The following is a 22,149-nucleotide window of genomic DNA, read 5'->3' as shown; positions in this document are numbered from 1 at the left end:
TGCGGCCAGGCGAAGATGCGCCGGAGGCGGCGCGGCTGAACGGGGAACAATGGTGGGGAAGACTTCCGTCGTGACTGTCATTTTGACCCATTCACTGCAGGTAACCGCCGGCCCCATGGACGGCGGACAAGGTGCTTGAACAAATCCTCCCCGGTTCGTATCGCCAATGCCCGCATAAGCGGCAAAGACGAGCGAAACACTGGCTGCGGTATAACGTCGCCTGCGACAAGATGACAATGCGCAAGACGGGCAATTTTGATAAGCTATACTTATATCACACCAAGCACGACAACACAAAGACCTGTCCGCCGATGGATATTCGCCAACTCACAATATTCGTGGAAGCCGCAAGGGCCAGAAACTTTCGCGCCGCCGCCCTGCAGCTCGGCATCGCCCAGCCTGCCGTGACCCAGCGTATCCGGCAGCTGGAGGAAAATTTGGGCTTCAAGCTCTTTCACCGCATCAATCGAGGTGTGGAACTCACGCCTGCCGGCCAATCCATGCTCATCGAGGCGGAAGAAATCCTTGCCCGCACCAAAGGCGCGCTGGAAAAGGCGCAGCAGATCAGGCGCGGCCAGCTCGGCACGCTGCGCATCGGCTACGGCACCAGTGTCATGGCGGAACGCAAACTGCCGGCGCTGATTACCCGCTATGGCGACGAACACCCTGATGTGACGCTTGAACTGTTGCCCGGCATGACGATGGAGCAGCTGATCGAGCAGGTGGCGACCCGCAAGACCGATGTTGCCTTCATTCGCGCGCCCCTTCCCTCGCTGCCGCAGACCTTGCGCGCCATGCCCTTCGATCGTTCGAAACTTTGCGTCGCCTTGCCGGAACGGCACGCACTCGCCAACCGCTCGCGGATTTCGGTCGGCGATATCGTGCGCGAAAAACTGCTGTTGCCGGTTGACGAGATTGGCCTTGGCCTCAGCAGCAGCGCGCTTTCGCTTTTCGAGGATGCCGGCTGCACGCCGGAAATCGGCATGCGTATCGCCAACGTCAATACGATCCTCGCGCTCGTGGAGGCGGGTGCGGGCATTTCCATCCTGCCGGAAACCACCGTGCGTTCCGCAAGGGGCATTGCCGGCGTGCCACTGGAGAGCGCGGATGCGTGGTCCGATTGTGTGCTGGTCGTCAGGCGCGGCGCCCTCGCCCTGCATGTCGAAGCCTTCGTGAACATGGCCCGTCATGCCTATCGGCCAAGCCTCTGACACGAAAGACAGGAATTAATCGATTGAATCGGCCACAAATTTCATCACGCTTAAATTTGCTGCACTGAACAACATTCAAGGCTTGGCAGGCGCGCGAAAAATACAATAACAACGGCGGATATTTTTACACTATTATCGACAGGAAAGCACGCTCAGCCCATGTCCGACACGACGAAACCCGCCAGCACAAGAACATCGGTTACGGATCAGGAAGCCCTGGATTTCCACGCGGAAGGCAGACCCGGGAAACTGGAAATCACCCCGACCAAACCGATGGCGACGCAGCGGGATCTGTCGCTTGCCTATTCGCCTGGCGTGGCCGTGCCGGTGAAAGCCATCGCCGAAAATCCGGCGACCGCTTACGACTACACCACGCGCGGCAACATGGTGGCGGTCATCTCCAACGGCACGGCCATCCTCGGTCTCGGCAATCTCGGCGCGCTCGCCTCCAAGCCGGTCATGGAAGGCAAGTCGGTGCTGTTCAAGCGCTTCGCCGATGTCGATTCCATCGATCTCGAGGTCGACACCGAAGACGCCGATGAGTTCATCAATTGCGTGCGTTACCTCGGCCCCTCCTTCGGCGGCATTAATCTGGAAGACATCAAGGCGCCGGAATGTTTCATCATCGAAAGCCGCCTGCGCGAACTGATGGATATTCCCGTTTTCCATGACGACCAGCACGGCACCGCCATCATCGCCGCCGCCGGCCTCATCAACGCCATCGAACTGACCGGGCGTGACTTCAAGACCACGAAGCTCGTCTGCAACGGCGCGGGTGCTGCGGCAATCGCCTGCATGGACCTCATCAAGGCGATGGGGTTCAACCCTGAAAACATCACGCTCTGCGATACCAAGGGCGTGATCTACCAGGGTCGCACCGAAGGCATGAACCAGTGGAAATCCGCGCACGCGGTAAAAACCAACAACCGCACGCTGGCCGAAGCCATGAAGGGTGCGGATGTGGTGTTCGGCCTGTCGCAGAAGGGCGCTTTCAGCGAAGAGATGATCCGCTCCATGGCGCCGAAGCCGATCATTTTCGCCATGGCCAACCCGGATCCGGAAATCACGCCGGAAGAAGTCTCGCGCATTCGCGACGACGCCATCATGGCGACCGGCCGTTCGGATTACCCGAACCAGGTCAACAATGTCCTCGGCTTTCCCTATATCTTCCGCGGCGCGCTCGATGTTCGCGCCAGCCAGATCAACGACGCGATGAAGATCGCCGCTGCACAGGCGCTGGCGGACCTCGCCCGCGAAGACGTGCCTGACGATGTGGCCGCCGCCTATCAGGGCAACCGCCCGCGCTTCGGATCGCAATACATCATTCCGGTTCCCTTCGATCCGCGTCTGATCTCGGCCATTCCGGTGGCTGTCGCCAAAGCTGCCATTGAAACCGGCGTCGCCCGCCGGGAACTGCCCGATCTCGACGCCTATGCCCGCGAGCTTTCCGCCCGCCGCGACCCGATGGCGTCGACCACGCAGCGCCTTTACGAGCGCGTGCGCCGCTCTCCGAAACGGGTCGTTTTTGCGGAAGCCGAAGAAGAACAGGTCATGCGCGCGGCGATTTCCTTCACTGCGCAGGGCCTCGGCACCGCCATCCTGCTCGGCCGTGACGATATCATCAAGGCCAATGCGGAGCGCGCCGGCATCGATCTCGACCGCGCCAATATCGAGATCACCAACGCCCGCCTTTCCAGCCGGGTCGATGCCTATGTCGATTATCTCTATGCGCGTCTGCAGCGCGGCGGTTTCCTGCTGCGTGACGTGCAGCGCCTGGTCCACAACGACCGCAACCATTTCGCGGCCTGCATGGTGGCGATGGGCGATGCGGACGCGGTAGTAACAGGCGTTACCCGCAACTATTCGACGGCGCTCGAGGATATCCGCCGCTGCATCAACACCAAGCCCGGCCACCGCGTCATCGGCGTTTCGCTGGTCGTTTCGCGCAACCGCACCGTCTTCGTGGCCGATACCGCCGTGCATGACATGCCGAACGCGGAGGACCTTGCCGACATCGCCGAAGAAGCAGCCCACCTTGCGCGCCGTTTCGGCTACGAGCCGCGCGTTGCCATGCTTGCCTATTCCACCTTTGGCCAGCCGACCGGCGAGCGCTCAGACAAAGTGCGTGAGGCCGTGAAAATCCTCGACAAGCGCAATGTCAATTTCGAGGTCGATGGCGAAATGTCGGCGGATGTGGCGCTCAACCATCACCGCATGCAGAGCCAGTATCCTTTCGCGCGCCTTTCCGGCCCGGCCAATGTGCTGGTCATGCCCGCCATCCATTCCGCCTCCATCTCCACCAAGATGCTGCAGGAACTGGGCGGCGCGACCGTCATCGGCCCACTTCTCGTCGGCCTCGACAAGTCGGTGCAGATCACCTCGATGGGCGCGAAGGACAGCGATATCGTCAACATGGCGGCAATCGCGGCCTATAACGCCGGTCGTTGAGACAGGCTGGGACGTTGCAGCACGTTTCTTCTCCCCGGCGGGGAGAAGAAACAAGCCGGATGCGCTCGCTCCGCATATGGCCATCCGGTCCTCAGCAACATCCGGATTACTCTCCCGCCCCATGGCAGGACACGAAGCGGCGGGACAAAGAACAAGATTCTACGATTTCCGGTTATTAGGATATTTTTTCCGCTGAAAAACTTTCTTGGAACCGGTTTCTATTCATAGTATTTTTTGCGCAATGCCAATTCTCGCTCTTGGCGGGTGCCTCATGTAGTTTCCACCTACAATCAAAAGGAAATACCCATGGCCCTTTCTTTCTCCAGATTTGCCGCAAAACTCATCGCCGGAACCGTCGTCATCGCTTCGATGGCAACCGCCGCTCACGCGGATGCAACGCTCGACCGGATCAAGGGTCGCGGCAAGCTCACCGTCGGCGTCATCCTCTCCGGCGCGCCTTTCGGCTTTATCGATCCGAAAACGCAGGAGCAGAAGGGTCTCAACATCGACGTCGCCAAGGCGCTGGCCGCCGGTCTCGGCGTCGAGCTGGTGACTGAGACCGTGACGCCGCCCAACCGCGTGCAGTTCCTGCAGCAGGGCAAGGTCGATATTCTGATCGCCAACATGCAGTACACCGAAGAGCGCGCCAAAACGCTCGATTATGTGCCCACCCCCTATGACCGCCAGGGTGGCGCCGCAATCGGCCGCAAGGACAGTGGCATCAAGGACTGGCCGGACCTGAAGGGCAAGATCGCCTGCGTTTCGCAAGGTTCCAACTACACGCAGCCGCTGATCGAACAATATGGCGCACAGGTAAAGGCGCTGCCGAGCCAGCCAGAATCGCTTCTGGCGCTGAAGGGCGGCAATTGCGATGTTTCCGTACACGTCAACGGTACGCTGAGCCTGATGCTTCAGGACCGCGCCGACGAGTGGAAAGATTACGGCATCCTGATCCCGACCGACCTCATCCCGTCGGATTCCGTCATCTGGCTGCGCAAGGGCGAGGCCGACACGCAGGCCGCTCTCGACAAGATTGTCAAGGAACTGCACGCTTCCGGCAAGATGATCGAATTCGCCAAGGCCAACCGCCTGCCCAGCATCGGTTATATGGAAGAGCAGAAGAAGAAGCTCTCCGCCGCGCAATAAGGACCGGGGCAACCCCGCTCGGGTCTGGGTCCAGCGCGATCTAGTCCTTGACCACGAGAGTCTCCTTCGCGGCGCGGACGTGCCGCGGCTGGATGCCGGATCATCCCCGGGCTTGTTCCGGGGACCGGCATGACGGAAAGGGCGGCGGCTATCATCGCGATTTCCCCCAACCATCAAGAACGGCCGGTTTCGCCTGCCGTTCTTTTCTGCTTTATAACAAGGCAGGCCATTCTGGCGCCGCCCGCCGGACGGCACCCGCAATAACAGCATGGATTTCCGATGCAGGATTCATTTACAGCGCGCTTCATAGAACTGGCCGCGCATCTCGGCCTTAACTATGACTTTCTGAACAGCGGTTACGAGGTTCAGATCTGGCTCGACGGCATGAAGATGACGTTGATCCTCGTCGCCGTCACCTTGCCGCTCAGCCTCGTCTTCGGTTTCATTTTCGCAGCCATGCTGACATCAGGCAAAACTTGGCTTGCCGGCCCCGTCCGCGCCTATGTGGAACTGACGCGCAACACGCCGACGCTGGTGCAGCTGATGTGCGGCTTTCTCGTGCTTAACATGCTGATTTCCAACGTACTCGGCGGCGCACAGAACAATCCGCTGACACCCTTCTTCTGGGTCGTTGCCATTACCGGCCTGCACATTGCCGCTTTCCACGCGGAAGCCTTGCGCGGCGGTATCGAGGCGGTGCCGGCCACTACCATCGAGGCGGCCCGCGCGATTGGTTTCAGCTCCTTCGAGATTTTACGCTATGTGGAGTTTCCGCTGGCGATCCGTACAGCGCTGCCCTCCATCATCAATAACCTCGTCAATCTGGTGAAGCTCACCACTGTCGGCTCGGCAATTGCAGTGGGTGAAATCACCTATGCCTCGATCCTGATCTGGACGCAGCGCGACAATGTGGTCGAGCTGATGATCGTCATCCTCATCTTCTTCAGCGTCATCAATTTTATCGTCGCAAGGGCCGGTCTGTGGCTTGAACGGCGTCTTGCGGTTCCGGGGTTCGGTCAATGAGTGCGGTGGTTTCTCCAACACAGGCGGTAAAGAAGCCGCCCTTCGGCACCATTCTGCTGCTCGGCGTGGCGATATCAGTCATCCTGTGGCTGATCCTCGATCCCTCGCTCGGCCAGGTGCTGCTGCAATGGCTGCCCTATCTGGCCAAGGGTTTTGCCATGAACGTGCTGATCAGCATCCTGGCGATCGCCATCGGCACCTTCATCGGCGTCCTGCTCGGCATCATGGAGCTTGCGCCCTACCGTCTCGTGCGCGCGCCGGCGCTGACCTATGTTCAGATCTTCCGCAACGCCCCGCATCTGGTGCTGATCTTTGCCGCGACCTACATCTTCCCCTTCGAGATCGTCGCTTTCGGCAATTACATCCCGTTTCCGGACTGGATCAAGGCCGTGGTCGGCCTTGCTATTCCGGCCAGCGCCCATATCGCCGAAATCACCCGCGGCGCCATCCAGTCCATTCCGACCGCACAATGGGAAGCGGCGCAGGGGCTCGGCTTCTCGCGCAACCAGACGCTGCGCTGGATCATCCTGCCGCAATGCGTGAAGCGCTCGCTGCCGCCATGGATGAACCTCTATGCCTCCATCACAATGGGCACGGCGCTTGCCTCGCTGGTCGGCGTGCATGAGCTTCTGCATGCCGCGACAGACGCCAGCACCGCCGTGCAGCGCAACGATTTCACCGTCGTGGTCTATCTCACTGTCCTGATGGCGTTCTTCCTGTTCTGCTATCCCGTCTCCCGTTTCACGCAGCGCCTCGAGCGGCGCTTCGCTTCCCGCTGATTGGAACAAGCCATGTCCGCACCCGCACCACAAACCGCCGCAAAAGCTCTGGTCGAACTGGAAGGCATACACCTGTCCTTCGGTGACAATCAGGTTCTGAAGGGCATTGATCTTACGGTCAACAAGGGCGACGCCGTCTCCATCATCGGCCCTTCCGGTTCCGGCAAATCCACCATCCTGCGCTGCATCAACGGCCTGCTCATCCCGCAATCCGGCAAGATCACCGTCGGCGGCACCCGTGTCGACCAGCTGAAGACCGAGGCTGAACGCATCGCACTGCGCAAGCGTATCGGCATCGTTTTCCAGCAGTTCAATCTCTTCCCGCATCTGACTGTCATGGAAAACATCACCATCGCACCAATCAAGATTCTCGGCACGCCGAAGGCTGAAGCCGAGCGCCATGCCCGCGAATTGCTGGAAAAAGTGCGCCTCTCCCAAAAAGTCGATGCCTATCCCGGCCAGCTTTCCGGCGGCCAGCAGCAGCGCGTGGCGATTGCCCGGGCGCTGGCCATGCGGCCGGAACTGGTGCTCTTCGATGAGGTCACCTCCGCGCTCGACCCGGAAACCGTGGGCGAGGTGCTCGCCGTCATCCGTGATCTCGTCAATGACGGTATGACCAGCATTCTCGTCACCCACGAAATGCGTTTTGCCGAAGAAATCAGTGATAATATCGTCTTCACCGAAAACGGCCTGATCGTCGATCAGGGCACGCCGGAGCACATCTTCTACAGGTCGACCAATCCCCGCATCAACGCCTTCGTCAAGGGTCTCGGAGGACAGGTAGCGCGGGTCGCTGACGGCGAAGGGATCTGATGTCATGACCGCCGACGAGAAACTCACGCTTCATCTGGCCGAGGCCATCGCTGCCTCCGATCCGTTGCGCGACGACGAGGCGGTTGCCATCGCCCGCGCGGCGCTGATCGACTTTTTCGCCTGCGTGCTGGGCGGAGCTGCGGATAGAAGCACGAAAATCCTGATCGACAGCTTTACACCGGGCGCGTCAGGCACGGCGGGCATTATCGGCCATGATCTGCGCACGGATGCCTTTACCGCAGCCCTCATCAACGGCCACGCCGGGCATGTGCTTGACTATGACGACGTCCATGGCAGCGTGCGCGGCCACCCGACCGTCGCCATCATTCCCGCTTTACTGGCTATCGCGGTCGAGGAAGGATCAACGGCGGATGCCTTCATCGCGGCCTATATCGTCGGGCTGGAAACCATGGCGCGTCTCGGCCTGTCGCTCGGGACCAAACACTACGAAAACGGCTTCCACGCCACCGCCACACTCGGCCCCATCGGCGCTGCGGCAGCAATTGCGCATATCCTGAAATTCGATCCTCAGACCACGGCCGTGGCGCTCGGCCTTGCCGCCACGCAATCGGCCGGACTTCGCCTGCAATTCGGTTATGACGCCAAGCCGCTGCATGCCGGGCTTGCCACGCGCGCCGGCCTCACCGCCGCGCGGCTGGCGCGATCCGGTTTTCAGGGCGCGCCGGATTTTCTTGAAAATCCCATCGGCTTTTATTCCGCTTTCGCCTTCGGTGCAGAACAGCCGAAACGCGTTCTCTCCGGCTGGGGCGCACCCTGGCAGATCGTCTCGCCCGGCCTCACCCTCAAGGCCTTTCCCTGCTGCACCGCGAGCCATCCCGTTGCCGTCGGTGCGCTGGCGCTCCGCAACAGCAATGGTCTGACACCGGATGAGGTCGAGGCGGTCACCATCACCTTCCCGCCCGGCGGTGATGCCGCGCTCGTTGGACCGGCCACGCCCACCACCGGCATCGATGCGCGCTTCAGCGCCGAATATGTCTTTGCCGCAGCACTGACGGATGGAGCACTCGGGATCGGCCATTTCGACGAGCACCCGACACGCGCCGACCTGCTTGCCCTTTCCGCCAAGATCTCACGCCGGCATGATGAGACCGCCCGCCGCCTCTCGCCCGATCCCACCACCCGTTTCGTGGTCGTCGACGTAACGAAGAAGGACGGCACGGTGCTCTCGCGCCGTGTCGACGGCCTCCCCGGCATTGATGACCCGACCGAAAAATTTGCCGACGCGACCGGCGGCAATGAAAAATTCGCCAGCATTCCGGCACTGGTGCGGTCCATGAAAACCGCAGCCGACCTCAGAAAGCTTGAAACGCTTCTGGTATCGCAAATATAACTCGACTGACATGAAGGCATGATCCCCATGACCACCACGACACGCAAAAGACAGATGCATCTCGGCCTTTTCCTGCAGGGCGCCGGGCACCACGTTTCCGGCTGGCGTCACCCCGACGCGGAGGCCGGCAGCGAGAATTTCGATCTGCTCACCCGTGTTACGAAAATGGCCGAGGCGGCGAAATTCGACATGGTATTCCTCGCCGACGGCCTCACCAGCGGCGTCGACGCCCATCCGTCAATGATCGCGCGTTTCGAGCCGCTGACCCTGCTTGCCGCGCTTGCCATGGTCACCGACAAGATCGGGCTGGCCGCCACAGCCTCCACCACCTATGGCGAGCCCTACCACACCGCCCGCGCCTTCGCTTCCATCGACCATCTAAGCCACGGCCGCGCGGCGTGGAACATCGTCACCACCTCATACGCCCGCACGGCGGCGAATTTTTCCAAGGACCATCCTGAGCATGACGAGCGTTATGCCGTGGCGGAAGAATATGTGAATGTGGTGCGCGGCCTCTGGGACAGCTGGGATGACGATGCTTTCGTCAAGGACAAGCAGGCAGGCCGTTACGTCGATCCGGAAAAGGTCCATATCCTCAACCACGAAGGCAAATATTTCACGGTCAAGGGACCGCTCAATATTCCGCGCTCGCCGCAGGGCCACCCGGTTCTCATCCAGGCCGGCTCCTCCGGCCCGGGACAGGATCTCGCCGCCCGCACCGCCGATATCGTCTTCACCGCCCAGCAGGCGATTTCCGAAGCGCAGGCCTTCTATACCAGCCTCAAGGCGCGCGTGGAAAAATTCGGCCGCGATCCGGCCAGCGTCGCCGTGATGCCCGGCTTCATGCCGATCATCGGCAGAAGCTTTGAAGAGGCCGGTGAAAAGCTGAAGGAATTGAACCGTTGGACGGACATCAAAAGCGCCATGCCGCTGCTTGAAGAACGCATCGGCCACAGCCTTGCCGATTACGATCTCGATGGCCCGCTGCCGGATCTTCCGATTTCCGACCAGCTGCGCAGCCGCGCCGAACTTCTGACGGAACTGGCGCGCCGCGAAAAGCTGACGATCCGGGAACTGGCGCTGCGTGTCGCCGCCGGCCGCGGCCACCACATCGTCATGGGCACGGCGAAAGACGTGGCCGACCGCATGCAGCAATGGTTCGAAAACGGCGCCGCCGACGGTTTCAACGTCATGCCGCCCTTCTTCCCCGGCGGGCTGGAGGAATTCAACCGCGAGGTCGTGCCGCTCCTGCAGGAACGCGGCCTGTTCCGCAAGGACTACGAAGGCTCGACCCTGCGCGACCATCTCGGTATCACACGACCGGTTCTGCGGGGATAACCTTATGCGGATGCCCGATCAAAGGCATCCGCATCCACCAAATCTGGTTAGTGCCCCTAAGAGGACCTGGGCCCGATCTTTATGCCGCCCGCGCCGACGTCCGATCCCGCCGGGCGGTATTCGGAGACTCCGACCGGACGGAAGATCCGTCTTCGCGCTGCGTCGTGCGGCGGTTCAACTTGAACAGGCTGACAAGCTGCGCCAGCGCATCGGCACCCTGCGCCAGCGTGGTGCTGATCACGGTGGTGCGGGCGCTCATCGCCGCATTCTCCTGCGTCATCCGATCCAGCCGATTGACCGCCTTGTTGATCTCACTGATGCCGACAGCCTGTTCGTCCGCCGCCTTGGCGATCATGTCGACGTTGCCGTCAATGTGCCTGACCAGCGCGTCGATCTGCTTCAGCGCCGTGCCGGTCTCGCCCACCAACCGGACGCCTTCAAGAACCTCGGTGCCGGAATTGTTGATCAGCGCCTTGATTTCCTTTGCGGCATTGGCGGAACGCTGCGCCAGTTCGCGCACTTCCTGCGCCACCACGGCAAAACCTTTGCCCGCGTCGCCCGCACGCGCAGCTTCCACGCCGGCATTCAGCGCCAGCAGGTTGGTCTGGAAGGCGATTTCGTCAATCACGCCGATGATCTGGCTGATTTCCCGCGATGCCGTCTCGATACGCTGCATCGCATCGACTGTCCGCTCCACGACCTCGGTGGAGGCCACGGTGGATGCCCGCGCGCTCTGAACAAGCTTGCGCGTCTCTTTCATATTCTCAGTCGAAGATCGGACCGTCGCGGTGATTTCTTCGAGCGCTGCCGACGTTTCCTCAAGCGCCACCGCCTGCTCGCGCGAGCGTTCGGCAAGATTGACGGAGGCTTCGCTGACCTCCTGGCTGCTGCGGGTCAGGTCTCCGGTCTGGCCGAGAACATTTTCCAGCGTCTTCTGGAATTCCGCGATGGATTTATTGAAATCGCAACGCAGCCTTTCGAACTCGCCGACAAAAGGTTTGTCCAGCGTAATACGGATATTGCATTGAGAAAGCCGCTCAAGCGCTGCACCAAGTTCTTCGACCGCGCGCATCCGGTCCGTCACATCGAAAGCAAATTTCACCACCTTGAAGACGCGGCCCCGATCATCAATGATCGGGTTATAGGAAGCCTGAATGAAAACGCGTTTGCCATCCTTGCCAAGGCGCATGAACTGCCCGGTCGAGAAGTGGCCCTTTCCGAGTTCCTTCCAGAAATCCCGATAGTCCTGAGACTGGGCATAGGCCGGCTCGCAGAACATCTGATGATGCTTACCGATCAACTCTTCCGCCGTGTAACCGAGCGTCGCGAGGAAATTCTCGTTGGCGCTGAGGATTTTCCCGTCGGGCGTAAATTCGATCATGGCCTGCGCGCGGGAAAGCGCTGCCAGCTTGCCGTCATCCTCGGCGCTCTTGCGCTTGATCGCGGTGATGTCGGTTGCAATCTTGATCACCTTGTAAGGTTTACCGAAACGAAACACCGGATTGTAAGAGGCCTCAATCCAGATTTCGTCGCCATTCTTGGCCTGACGCCGGTACTGGCCCTGATCGTATTCGCCGCGCGACAACTTTGCCCAGAAGGCCTTGTATTCAGGCGAAGCCGCATCTTCGGAAGAAAGGAACATGCGGTGGGAGCGCCCAACGATTTCAGACTGCTGATAACCCACAGCCTTGCAGAAATTATCGTTCGCTTTCAAAATCTTGCCGGTCAGATCGAACTCGATGATGGCCTGCGAGCGGCTGAGCGCATCAAGCACCGCATAAGCGTCCAGACCGAGTTTAGAAAGGTGAGACATCTTTTTTGAACCCCCAACAGTAATCCATGTGCAGACCTCCTCCATCCCCGAAATATAAAGATGAAAAATGGTCGGTCCGCCTGCACGCGAAACTAGCCGGACACCGTTAAATAGCGATTAATGATGTTCCATAACTATCGATCGGGAGCCTGAATCGACTGCCGATATGCTTCACGGCGACTATATTCTCCTTGTCTATTTGGGACCGCTTATTTGCCACAGTGCTGATATTTCTGCGCCAGCGACACGATGCGGCCTTTCATCCGGGCGGCATTCATTGTTATGGCGGGGTTGAAAGATTTGTGTTGCAGGAGCGCCGATGACCAAAACCCTGAAATGCGATGTGCTGGTGATCGGCACCGGCATTATCGGTTCCATGGCGGCGCTTTATCTGCAGAATGCCGGACGCGAGGTAGTGCTTCTGGAGCGCGGCGAGGTTGCCCGGGGGGCGAGTTCCGGCAATGCCGGCATTCTGGCTTTCCCCGAAATCATACCCATTCCCGCTCCCGGCATCATAAAAAAAGCACCGCGCTGGTTGTTCGATCCGCTCGGCCCGCTCAGCGTGCCGCCTGCCTATGCGGCGAAGATCGCACCCTGGCTGTGGCGTTTCTGGCGCGCCAGCGCCGAGCGCAACTTCCGCCACGGGCTGAAATCGCTGACGGAAATCAACCGACTGGCGGCCATGGAAATGGCCCATATCACCGCCATGCCGGAACTTTCGCACCTCGTTTCAAAAACCGGGACGCTCGATCTTTACGACAGTGAGGCAAGCCTCAACGCTGCCCGCAAGGACTGGGACGAAAAGGAAAACGCGGGCTTCACCTTTGAGCGCGTCGGCCGCAACGAAATCGAAGAGCTGCAACCCGGTCTCGCGCCGCAGTTTCGCCACGCCATATTCTCTACCGATGGCCTGCAGGTCTCCGACCCCTATGATTTCACCCGCGCTATTTTCGATCTGGTGATTGCCCGTGGCGCGAGCCTGCGCAAGGGCGAAGCCGAACGCATCGATGCCGTTGGCGAAAGCACGATCGTGACGCTCGAAAACGGCGACAAGATCGATGCCGACAAGGTGGTGATTGCCTGCGGCGCCTGGTCGAGAAAGCTTGCCGCGACGCTCGGCAACATCGTGCCGCTGGAAACCGAACGTGGCTACAACACCACCCTTCCCGCCGGCGCTTTCAACCTGACGCGTCAGCTTTACTTCAACGATCATGGCTTTGTCGTCACCCCGCTGGCAACGGGCATCCGTGTCGGCGGCGCGGTCGAACTTGGCGGGCTGGAACTGAAGCCGAATTTCCGCCGTGCAGAGGCGATGCTGAAGAAGGCTGGGCGTTTCCTGCCCGGACTGAAGCTGGAGGATGGAAAACAATGGATGGGTTTCCGCCCGTCGATGCCGGACTGTCTTCCCGTCATCGGCACGGCCCGTGCCACGCCCTCCGTGATCTATGCTTTCGGCCATGGCCATCTGGGGCTGACACAATCCGCAGCCACCGCCCGTCTGGTGACGCAGCTGGCCAGCGGCGAGGAAACGGCAATTTCGGTCGACCCATTCCGTCCGGGACGCTTCTCCTGAACGAAAGAGGCCGGTCTATTCTACCGGCTGCATGGAATCATCAGGAAATTCCACCTCGGCAAAGGACGGGTAGACCTTGCGCAGGATAGTTACCTGCTGCTGGTCGCTGACCCTCAGCAGGTACCAGTCCGCACCATCCATCAGCGCCAGCGTGTGGGATTTCGCCTCGATCGTCTGGCCGCCGGTTTCCATCACCGTCTTCGTCGGAACGAGCGCATAGGGCGTTCCATCAGGCGTTTGCGCAAGGGTGATTGCCTGCGTATCCATGGTGAATTCGGTTATCTTGACTGCCGCAAGCGCCATCTGCATCTGCGTGATCAAGGCGCCGCGCAATTGTTCCACGCTAACACCCGCGTCACGTGCGATGAACTCAAAGATTTTCGGCGGCACGGTCCTGCCGACAAGCTCGAAATCCTGTGCATTCAAAGCCGTGCTGAACCGCTCTATCCGTGTGCGAAGGCTATCCTGCTCGGCGGGCGAAAGATCACGCGACAAAGCGGGATGCGCAATCGCCACCAGCAGAAACAAACAATAAAACAGGCGCTTCATGGCTTGGCCTCTCCGGTTATCCGGCATCGCCCGGTTCCCCGAACGGAAACCGCTCATGAACGGGATTGTTCAGCGCAGCAGAAAGAAACCCGCGGCCGACAGCACGGCGAAGACGACCACACCGCCAAGGAAGCCGGCGGCGGTGAAGAACCCCGCGACCATGGCCAGCATCAGCACGCACAGCAACATGGTGCCATACTTCGTCAGGGCCAGAAAACCGTTATAGGTCTTTTCGTGCTCGGCGTAATTCATCTCGGCGCCAACTTCGACCGGACCCGTGTGGTGTTCGCTCATTCCGCTTCCCCTTTGCTCCATCCGTCATGCCCGTCGTACGGGGAAATCTGCCCGCGGACGATCACGGACCCATGCCGGATTCTCCGTAGCCAGAGGTAACATGAAGTCGCCGAAAAGCGCAATGCGTTCTGCGTGAAAGAGCGGCAACGGCATGCAGCACGACCGCTCAACCGGGCGAAACATGCCATAGGGCAACATTCTTTCGCAAACGGTTGAAAAGGGCACTCGGTCGAGCTGTTTCATGGCGGTTTTGGTTGCTTTTCGAACCGCCTGACCATACACGGGATTCTGTGGGGAGGAACTCTGGAGCCTGTGGCAGCGGAAGCACGTGGAGGCGTGGCTGCAGCAGGGATACCGGGCTTTGCTCTCCGCCATAAACCCGCAAAGGGCCCGAAAAGGGAAGAGGGGAAAGTTATATGAAGTCGCTTTTAAAATTAAGTGCGCTGATAGACCTTGCAAGCGAAGCACTGGGCAAGGTCGCCGGTTATCTCGTGCTCATCTGCTGCCTCGTCAGCGCCGGCAACGCCATGGTCCGCTACGCCCTGAACTACAGTTCAAACGGCTGGCTGGAAATCCAGTGGTACATGTTCGCCTTCATCGTGCTGATAGGCGCATCCTATACGCTGCGCATGAACGAACATGTGCGAGTGGACATCATTTATGGCGCGATTTCGCCGCGCAGCCGCATCTGGGTGGATATTATCGGCATCGTGCTGTTTCTGTTGCCCGGCTGCTTTTACCTCGCCTGGCTTTCCTGGCCCATGTTCACCCTGTCCTGGCATCAGAACGAAATGTCCTCCAATGCCGGCGGTCTTATCCGCTGGCCGGTGAAATTCATCATTTTCGCCGGTTTCGCTCTTCTGGTTCTTCAGGGTTTTTCCGAACTCATCAAGCGCATAGGGGCCCTTAACGGGCTTTATGCGCTCGATACGAAGTACGAAAAACCCCTGCAATGATCACACCGATCTGAACCTTCAGGATATTTCCCATGTTCGAATATGGTATTCTTCCGCCACTGATGTTCCTCGGCATGATCATCTTCATGCTTTACGGATTTCCGGTTGCTTTCTCGCTCGCCACCGTCGGTCTCGTTTTCGGCATCATCGGCATCTTCACCGAGCATTTTTCACCGGCTTTTCTTCAGGCGCTGCCGCTGCGCATCTTCGGCATCGTCTCGAACGACCTTCTGCTGGCCATCCCCTTCTTCACCTTCATGGGCGCGATCCTCGAGCGATGTGGGCTTGCGGAAGATCTGCTTGAAGGGACCGGCAAACTGTTCGGCGCCATTCCCGGCGGTCTCGCCTATGCCGTCATCATCGTCGGCGCAATTCTCGGCGCGATTACCGGCACGGTTGCCGCCTCGGTCATCACCATGGGCGTCATCTCCCTGCCGATCATGCTGAAATACGGCTACAATCCGCGGCTTGCCACCGGCGTCATCGCCGCATCGGGAACAATCACGCAGGTCATCCCGCCTTCGCTGGTTCTGATCGTTCTTGCCGACCAGCTCGGCAAATCCGTGGGCGACATGTATCTCGGCGCCATCGGCCCGTCGATCCTGCAAGTCGCCGTCTTCATGCTCTTCATCCTGTTCATGTCGATCGTACGGCCGAAGGACCTGCCGGCGCTGCCGCCGGAAGCGCGCGGCGAACTCGACCGCAAGCTGGTGTTCCGCGTGCTGGCGGGCATGGTCCCTTCCATCGTGCTGATCTTCCTCGTGCTCGGCACCATCTTCCTCGGCCTCGCAACGCCCACCGAAGCCGGTGCGCTCGGCGTCGTCGGTGCAATGGCCTTGGCAGCCGCGCACCGCCGCCTCAGCTGGGATCTCGTCAAGCAGGGCATGCATTCCACCATGCATATCACCTCGATGGTGGTGTTCATTCTGGTCGGCGCCACCTGCTTTTCGCTCGTTTTCCAGGGCATGGACGGCTCGCTGTGGATCGAACATATGCTGTCGGGCATTCCGGGCGGCCCCATCGGCTTCCTGATCTTCGTCAACATCTTCATCTTCTTCCTCGCCTTCTTCCTCGATTTCTTCGAGATCGCCTTCATCGTCATCCCGATGCTGGCCCCGATCGCACAGGCGCTCGGTATCGACCTGATCTGGTTCGGCGTGCTGATCTGCATCAACATGCAGACGAGCTTCATGCATCCACCCTTCGGATTTGCGCTGTTCTACCTGCGCTCCATCGCACCGCGCACGGTCAAGACGTCGGATATCTACATGGGTGCCATTCCATGGCTCGGCATGCAGCTCATCCTCGTCGCCATCGTGATCTTCTGGCCGGAATCCGTTACCTACTGGCTGGACAAGGCACCCGAAGTCGATCTGAATTCCATCAAGATCGAGATACCCTCATTTGGCAATCAGGGCGGCAACACCATGCCTAATTTCGGTCAGCCGGGTGGATTGCCAGGCATGCCTAATCTCGGCGAACCACCGAAGATCGGACCGTAAGAGCTGTCTTGTAAGGACCTGGCGAAACGCTTATGATTGCGGAGTGGAAGACAGGGTTGCAGCCCTGCCTTCCGTTTTGCTTATCGTTTGAAATGAAGCCGGACAGTCAGTGACCAGCCTGTTCGGTTTTTTTCTAACGGCAAACGCAATGCTCAGTGGTTTCCACATCGCATCACCTCCACAGTTGAGAGCAGGGCCTTTGCCGAGGTCGGCGTGGCAAATCCCCGCCGACACTCCGGCTGGTCGCGGAGCCTGCTGCTTTTGCTCACAACGGATTTGATCGTAAATCATCCTTTGTTGTCGGACACGTGAAGGCATGCGCGCACAACAAAAACCCCGGAGATCGAAATCCCCAGGGCCTTTGCTCGGTCCGCCGTCACCGAATAATCAGAGCTTGCCGTTACGCTGCTGGATCATCATGAAAGTATCGAAAGTGTATTCCGCAAGCTGCATCCACAAATAACCTTCGCGCTTGAAGGCAACCTGGTCCTCGTAGATCTTCTTGAAGTCCGGATTGGACGCCGAAATATTGGCGTACACTTCCAGTGCGGCCTTGTAGCAGGCCTCGAGGATTTCCTGGCTGAACGGCCGCAGTACCGCACCTTCCGACACCAACTGCTTGATGGCGATCGGGTTTTTCGCGTCGTATTTCGCCATCATACTGGTGTTGGCGAAAGCGCAGGCATCCTGCAGCGCCGTCTGGTAGTTTTTCGGCAGGCTGTTCCACTTGTCCAGATTGACGAAGGAATGGATGACCGGGCCACCTTCCCAGAAAGCGGGATAATAGTAATATTTCGCCACCTTCTGGAAGCCGAGCTTGTGGTCGTCGTAAGGACCGACCCACTCCGCCGCGTCGATGGTGCCTTTTTCCAGCGCCGGATAGATGTCGCCGCCGGCGATCTGCTGCGGTACGACGCCGAGCTTTTCCACTACCTTGCCGGCGAGACCGGCAATGCGCATCTTCACGCCCTTGAAATCGTCGACGGTATTGATTTCCTTGCGGAACCAGCCGCCCATCTGCGCGCCGGTATTGCCCGAAATCATGCCGTAGAGATTGTGTTTGGCGTAAAACTCATTGAGTAGCTTGTTGCCGTTGCCTTCATAGAACCATGAGTTCGTCAGACGGGCGTTGAGGCCGAAGGGTATCGCCGTGCCGATGGCGAAGGTCGGATCCTTGCCGACGTAATAATAGGAGCAGGTGTGGCACATTTCCACCGTGCCTGATGACACGGCATCGGCCGCCTGCAGGCCGGGCACGATCTCGCCCGCAGCAAAGGGCTGGATGGTGAAATTGCCGTCGGTGGCAGCGGCGACGTGTTTGGCGATATCCTCGGCGCCGCCATAGATCGTGTCGAGCGATTTCGGAAACGACGACGTCAGACGCCAGTTGATCTTGGTATTCTGCTGTGCAATGGCGGGCGCAGCCAGAGCTGCAGTGGCAGCTCCCGCAAGCGCACCTTTTTTCATAAAGGAACGGCGATCCATCTATATCCTCCCAGATATGAACGCTGCCCGCAGCTTTGAATTCCCCTCGTTGCTGTTCAGGCATCACAGCAAAGTAAGCACGGTTACCGCCCGGCTGACAAGCACCCGCGCCAAGAATTAATCACGGAAAAACCGGCCTTTCCGGGAATTTTCCGAAACTCTGCTTCGCATTTTATTTGCAACTGAAATATCCCGGCACCGCCTTATACTTTAGGCGCATACAGGATCGTCAGAACGCAAAACGCGTGCTTGACTTGGCCAGCCGGCAGTCGCACAAATTTCGAAGATTCGTCCCGGAGCCACCATGCCAAAACCAATTATCGCCGTACCCGCCGACATAAGGCATTTCACCGGGGCCGACTGGCACGCCGCGCAGAACCAGTATGTTTCCGCCGCATTGAAAGTGGCTGGTGTCATGTCCTTCATCATCCCGGCCTTCGAGGACGGAAACGAGGTTGACGCCATTCTCGACCGGGTGGACGGCCTGCTCGTGTCCGGCTCCGCCACCAATGTGCACCCTTCCCTTTACGGAAAAGAAGCGCAGGAGAGCGACGGCCCGTTCGATCAGGCTCGCGACGCCACCAGCCTGCCGCTCATCCGCCGCGCCATCGAGCGCGGTATTCCGATGCTGGCCATCTGCCGCGGCATTCAGGAACTGAACGTCGCACTGGGCGGTACGCTTGCTTCGGAAATTCAGGAGCAGCCCGGCATATGGGACCACCGCAAGCCGGAACATGACGACCGCGACGTGGCCTTCGCCATCCGCCAGCCGGTACATGTGCGCGAAGGCTCCTGCATTGCGCAGCATCTTGGCATATCAGGCGAAATCCAGATCAATTCGCTGCACCGGCAGGCGATTGCCGAGACCGCACCACGCCTGCAGGTGGAAGCAACGGCGGCGGACGGCACGATCGAGGCCGTTTCCGTCATCGACGCCAAGGGCTTCGCCGTTGGTGTGCAGTGGCATCCGGAATATTGGGCCGAGACAGACGCACCCTCACGGGCATTGTTCGAGGCCTTCGGCAAGGCCGTCCACGACTATCGAAACAGCAAGGTCTGAACCGCCGCTGATCCCCTCGGCCCACAAGAACACAAAAAAGGGGCAAGCCTGAAGGCCTGCCCCAAGTCTGGGAGGAGGATTTAGCGCTTTGCGCGTTTCTTCTGCCGGTAGACGTCAGCAACGACCGCGGCCACGATGATGAGGCCTTTGACGATTTCCTGGTAATAGGCATCCACCCTGAGGAAGGTGAAGCCCGACGTCATGACACCGAGAATGATGGTGCCGATCACCGTTCCGGTGATGCGCCCGGCACCGCCGGCGAGCGACGTGCCGCCGATAACGGCCGCGGCGATGGCATCAAGTTCATACATCACGCCCATGCCGGCCTGCGCCGTCTGCGCGCGGGCAGCGGTAACGACGCCGGCGAGACCGGCCAGCATGCCGGCAATCGCATAGACCTTGATCAGATGCGCCTCGATATTGATACCGGAAACGCGGGCCGCCTGCTGGTTGGCGCCGATGGCATAGGTGAACTTGCCGTAGCGCGTATAACGCAGCGCCACATGGAAAATGACGGCGACGACGAGGAAAACCACGACCGGCCAGATACCCGTGCCGATGAAGTTGAAACCGTCGGTGAGCCCCGAGATCGGCTGGCCCTTCGTATACCATTTGGAAAGACCGCGCGCCGTCACCATCATGCCGAGTGTTGCGATGAAGGGCGGAATTTTGGTACGCGCGATGAGCTGTCCGTTGATGAAACCCGCCAGGGTACCGGCCAATATGCCGACCGCGAGCGGTATGAAGAAAGGCAGATCGGTCAGCCCCGGATAGAGAGCTCGCGGCCATGTGGAGGATTGCGCCACGCTGGCGGACAACATCGCCGTCAGGCCTACGACGGAGCCGGAGGAGAGATCGATACCGCCGGTGATGATGACCTGGGTCACGCCAACCGCGATGATGCCGATGACAGAAACCTGCAGGATCATGATCGTCAGGCGCTGCTGGTTCATGAGGAAGCTCTGGCCGATGAAAATCCAGCCGAGAATTTCATAAACCAGCGCAATGCCGATCAGCACGAAAAATATATTGGCCTCGGGCGGGATGCGCCGGTGCGGCTTGCGTCCGGATTTTGCATCCAACTCCGTGTTGGCGGCGGCGTTCGTATTCATAATCGTTCCTCCTCGAGAAATCCCGGCGCGCCTCACCGCGATGCGAGATCCATCACTTTCACCTGCGTGGCTTCACTTCTATCAAGGAAGCCCGTCACCCGACCTTCATGCATGACCATGACACGGTCGCTCATACCCAGAACCTCCGGCATTTCGGAGGAAATCATGATGACGGCGACGCCCTGGCGCGCCATCTCGCAAACCAGCTTGTGAATTTCGGCCTTCGCCCCGACATCGATGCCGCGCGTCGGCTCATCCAGAATGAGAATGCGCGGTTTGGTCAGCATCCAACGACCGATCAGAACCTTTTGCTGGTTGCCGCCGGACAGGTTTTCCATACGTTCGTAAAGATGCGGCGTCTTAACCCGGAGCTTGCGGCACATCTCCTCGCAGGCTTCCGAAAGCGCGTTTTCCTGCACGAAACCATTGGCGACATATTTGTCCTGCAGGACGGCGATCTGCATGTTCTCAAGAATATTGAGGATCAGCAGGCACCCCGTATCCTTGCGGTCCTCCGTCAGAAACGCCATGCGGTGACTGATAGCCTTCGTCGGGCTGTCGATCGAAACCGGCTTGCCGTTGATCGTTATCGTCCCTGAGGAAGCGGGCGTCACACCGAACACGGTTTCCGCCACATTGGAGCGGCCCGAGCCGACAAGACCTGCAACGCCGAGAATTTCACCGGCGCGGACATCAAAGGAGACGTCATGGAACACGCCATCAAGGTTCAGGTTCTTGACCGACAGAACGACGTCGCCGATCGGAACCTCTTCCTTGGGGAACATCTGGGTGATTTCCCGGCCCACCATCATGCGGATGATGTCATCACGCGTCACATCGGTGGAAGCGTGAGTGCCGATATATTTGCCGTCGCGGAAAACCGAGAACTCGTCGGCGATCTCGAACAGCTCGTTCATCTTATGGGTGATGTAGACGATGCCGATGCCGCGCTCCCTGAGATCACGAATGATGCGGAAGAGATGCTCGACCTCGCGCTCCGTCAGCGCAGATGTCGGCTCGTCCATGATGAGAACGTCAGAATCGTAGGAAACCGCCTTGGCGATCTCGACCATCTGACGGCTTGCCACCGAAAGCTCACCAACACGGGTTTCCGGATCGAGATCAATACCCAGCCTCTCAAGCAGGGTCTGGGTGCGGCGATACATTTCGCCGTGATCAATGAAGCCCAGCCGGTTTTTCGGCTCGCGGCGGATCCAGATGTTTTCCGCAACCGTCATGTAAGCCATCAGGTTCAGTTCCTGATGGATCATGGCGATGCCGTTCTCCAGCGCATCGAGCGGGGAATCGAGACGGATCGGCGCGCCTTTCAGGCGGATTTCGCCTTTGTCCGGCTGGTAGATGCCGGCGAGAATCTTCATCAGCGTCGATTTGCCGGCGCCATTCTCGCCCATCAGCGCATGCACGGTGCCGCGCTTGAGGTGGAACTGCACATCATCGAGCGCCACGACGCCGGGAAATTCCTTGCGTACGCCATCCGCTGCGAGAAGAAACTCCGCATTCGGCACGGCTCCGCTGGCGCGCACGGCGGCCATTGTCGATGGACTGACGACCATCTCACCCTCCACAATAGACAAAAATGACCGGAGATAGGGTTTTGCCAGAGGGCGCACCTTGCCTCCGGGGAGGCTTACAGCGCCGTGCCGATCACGACACAAGGGCGCTGTAACACTTTGAA

The 22,149-nt window shown here is 59.6% G+C and carries 18 protein-coding genes; 12 read left to right on the top strand and 6 right to left on the bottom strand.

Going from position 1 to position 22,149, the window contains the following annotated elements; genetic code table 11:
• The first annotated feature begins 236 nt into the window (after positions 1–236).
• The 8 genes from V6S97_RS13645 to V6S97_RS13610 all read left to right on the top strand — a co-directional run bounded on the left by V6S97_RS13645 (position 237) and on the right by V6S97_RS13610 (position 10,109).
• A complete protein-coding gene (locus tag V6S97_RS13645) occupies positions 237–1,211 on the top strand; it encodes a LysR family transcriptional regulator (protein WP_162691884.1) in 975 nt (324 codons plus the stop codon).
• A 159-nt stretch (positions 1,212–1,370) separates the two neighbouring features.
• Complete coding sequence (locus V6S97_RS13640; protein WP_099087181.1) at positions 1,371–3,659, top strand: NADP-dependent malic enzyme; 2,289 nt, start codon at positions 1,371–1,373, stop codon at positions 3,657–3,659.
• A 306-nt stretch (positions 3,660–3,965) separates the two neighbouring features.
• On the top strand, positions 3,966–4,805 hold the full coding sequence (locus tag V6S97_RS13635) for a transporter substrate-binding domain-containing protein (protein WP_003510308.1): 840 nt from the start codon (positions 3,966–3,968) through the stop codon (positions 4,803–4,805).
• A 279-nt stretch (positions 4,806–5,084) separates the two neighbouring features.
• The gene (locus V6S97_RS13630) at positions 5,085–5,828 is read left to right on the top strand and encodes an amino acid ABC transporter permease (protein ID WP_003510310.1); all 744 of its coding nucleotides are present in this window, start codon (positions 5,085–5,087) and stop codon (positions 5,826–5,828) included.
• On the top strand, positions 5,825–6,607 hold the full coding sequence (locus tag V6S97_RS13625) for an amino acid ABC transporter permease (RefSeq protein ID WP_020811963.1): 783 nt from the start codon (positions 5,825–5,827) through the stop codon (positions 6,605–6,607). Before V6S97_RS13630 ends, V6S97_RS13625 begins: the two co-directional genes overlap by 4 nt.
• A gap of 12 nt (positions 6,608–6,619) precedes the next feature.
• Positions 6,620–7,420: an amino acid ABC transporter ATP-binding protein gene (locus V6S97_RS13620; RefSeq protein ID WP_003510314.1), complete on the top strand. Its 801-nt coding sequence runs from the start codon at positions 6,620–6,622 to the stop codon at positions 7,418–7,420.
• A 4-nt stretch (positions 7,421–7,424) separates the two neighbouring features.
• Positions 7,425–8,771: an MmgE/PrpD family protein gene (locus V6S97_RS13615; protein WP_080864868.1), complete on the top strand. Its 1,347-nt coding sequence runs from the start codon at positions 7,425–7,427 to the stop codon at positions 8,769–8,771.
• Between the two features lie 18 nt (positions 8,772–8,789).
• Positions 8,790–10,109, top strand: a complete 1,320-nt coding sequence (locus V6S97_RS13610) for an LLM class flavin-dependent oxidoreductase (RefSeq protein WP_003510317.1) — start codon at positions 8,790–8,792, stop codon at positions 10,107–10,109.
• A 79-nt stretch (positions 10,110–10,188) separates the two neighbouring features.
• On the opposite strand, the gene V6S97_RS13605 is transcribed toward V6S97_RS13610, so the two are convergent.
• Entirely contained in the window at positions 10,189–11,922 is a 1,734-nt protein-coding gene (locus V6S97_RS13605) for a methyl-accepting chemotaxis protein (RefSeq protein ID WP_060726905.1), read from the bottom strand.
• A 319-nt stretch (positions 11,923–12,241) separates the two neighbouring features.
• On the opposite strand from V6S97_RS13605, the gene V6S97_RS13600 reads away from it, so the two are divergent.
• Positions 12,242–13,495: an NAD(P)/FAD-dependent oxidoreductase gene (locus V6S97_RS13600; protein ID WP_112356264.1), complete on the top strand. Its 1,254-nt coding sequence runs from the start codon at positions 12,242–12,244 to the stop codon at positions 13,493–13,495.
• 15 nt (positions 13,496–13,510) lie between these two features.
• Here the strand turns inward: V6S97_RS13600 and V6S97_RS13595 are convergent, their stop codons facing one another.
• Entirely contained in the window at positions 13,511–14,044 is a 534-nt protein-coding gene (locus tag V6S97_RS13595; protein WP_207909203.1) for a hypothetical protein, read from the bottom strand.
• 69 nt (positions 14,045–14,113) lie between these two features.
• A complete protein-coding gene (locus V6S97_RS13590) occupies positions 14,114–14,338 on the bottom strand; it encodes an aa3-type cytochrome c oxidase subunit IV (protein WP_003510326.1) in 225 nt (74 codons plus the stop codon).
• Between the two features lie 416 nt (positions 14,339–14,754).
• On the opposite strand from V6S97_RS13590, the gene V6S97_RS13585 reads away from it, so the two are divergent.
• Positions 14,755–15,294, top strand: coding sequence for a TRAP transporter small permease subunit (locus tag V6S97_RS13585; protein WP_003510329.1), 540 nt, complete (start codon positions 14,755–14,757; stop codon positions 15,292–15,294).
• Between the two features lie 32 nt (positions 15,295–15,326).
• Positions 15,327–16,796: a TRAP transporter large permease gene (locus tag V6S97_RS13580; RefSeq protein ID WP_112356263.1), complete on the top strand. Its 1,470-nt coding sequence runs from the start codon at positions 15,327–15,329 to the stop codon at positions 16,794–16,796.
• Positions 16,797–17,183: 387 nt separating this feature from the next.
• Here V6S97_RS13580 and V6S97_RS13575 read toward each other — a convergent pair whose 3' ends face one another.
• Positions 17,184–18,281 (bottom strand): TRAP transporter substrate-binding protein, encoded by a 1,098-nt coding sequence (locus V6S97_RS13575; protein ID WP_003510333.1) that lies wholly within the window; start codon positions 18,279–18,281, stop codon positions 17,184–17,186.
• A 304-nt stretch (positions 18,282–18,585) separates the two neighbouring features.
• On the opposite strand from V6S97_RS13575, the gene V6S97_RS13570 reads away from it, so the two are divergent.
• Complete coding sequence (locus V6S97_RS13570; protein ID WP_060724803.1) at positions 18,586–19,341, top strand: gamma-glutamyl-gamma-aminobutyrate hydrolase family protein; 756 nt, start codon at positions 18,586–18,588, stop codon at positions 19,339–19,341.
• An 80-nt stretch (positions 19,342–19,421) separates the two neighbouring features.
• On the opposite strand, the gene V6S97_RS13565 is transcribed toward V6S97_RS13570, so the two are convergent.
• Both V6S97_RS13565 and V6S97_RS13560 read right to left on the bottom strand, forming a co-directional pair.
• On the bottom strand, positions 19,422–20,453 hold the full coding sequence (locus V6S97_RS13565; protein ID WP_003510336.1) for an ABC transporter permease: 1,032 nt from the start codon (positions 20,451–20,453) through the stop codon (positions 19,422–19,424).
• 32 nt (positions 20,454–20,485) lie between these two features.
• Positions 20,486–22,027, bottom strand: a complete 1,542-nt coding sequence (locus V6S97_RS13560; RefSeq protein ID WP_334427065.1) for a sugar ABC transporter ATP-binding protein — start codon at positions 22,025–22,027, stop codon at positions 20,486–20,488.
• Positions 22,028–22,149 lie beyond the last annotated feature (122 nt).

This window comes from Agrobacterium sp. CCNWLW155, assembly GCF_036888815.1.
In the GTDB taxonomy this organism is placed as follows: domain Bacteria; phylum Pseudomonadota; class Alphaproteobacteria; order Rhizobiales; family Rhizobiaceae; genus Agrobacterium; species Agrobacterium radiobacter.
Note: the sequence above shows the minus strand (reverse complement) of the source record. Positions and strands in the feature narration are given on the sequence as shown.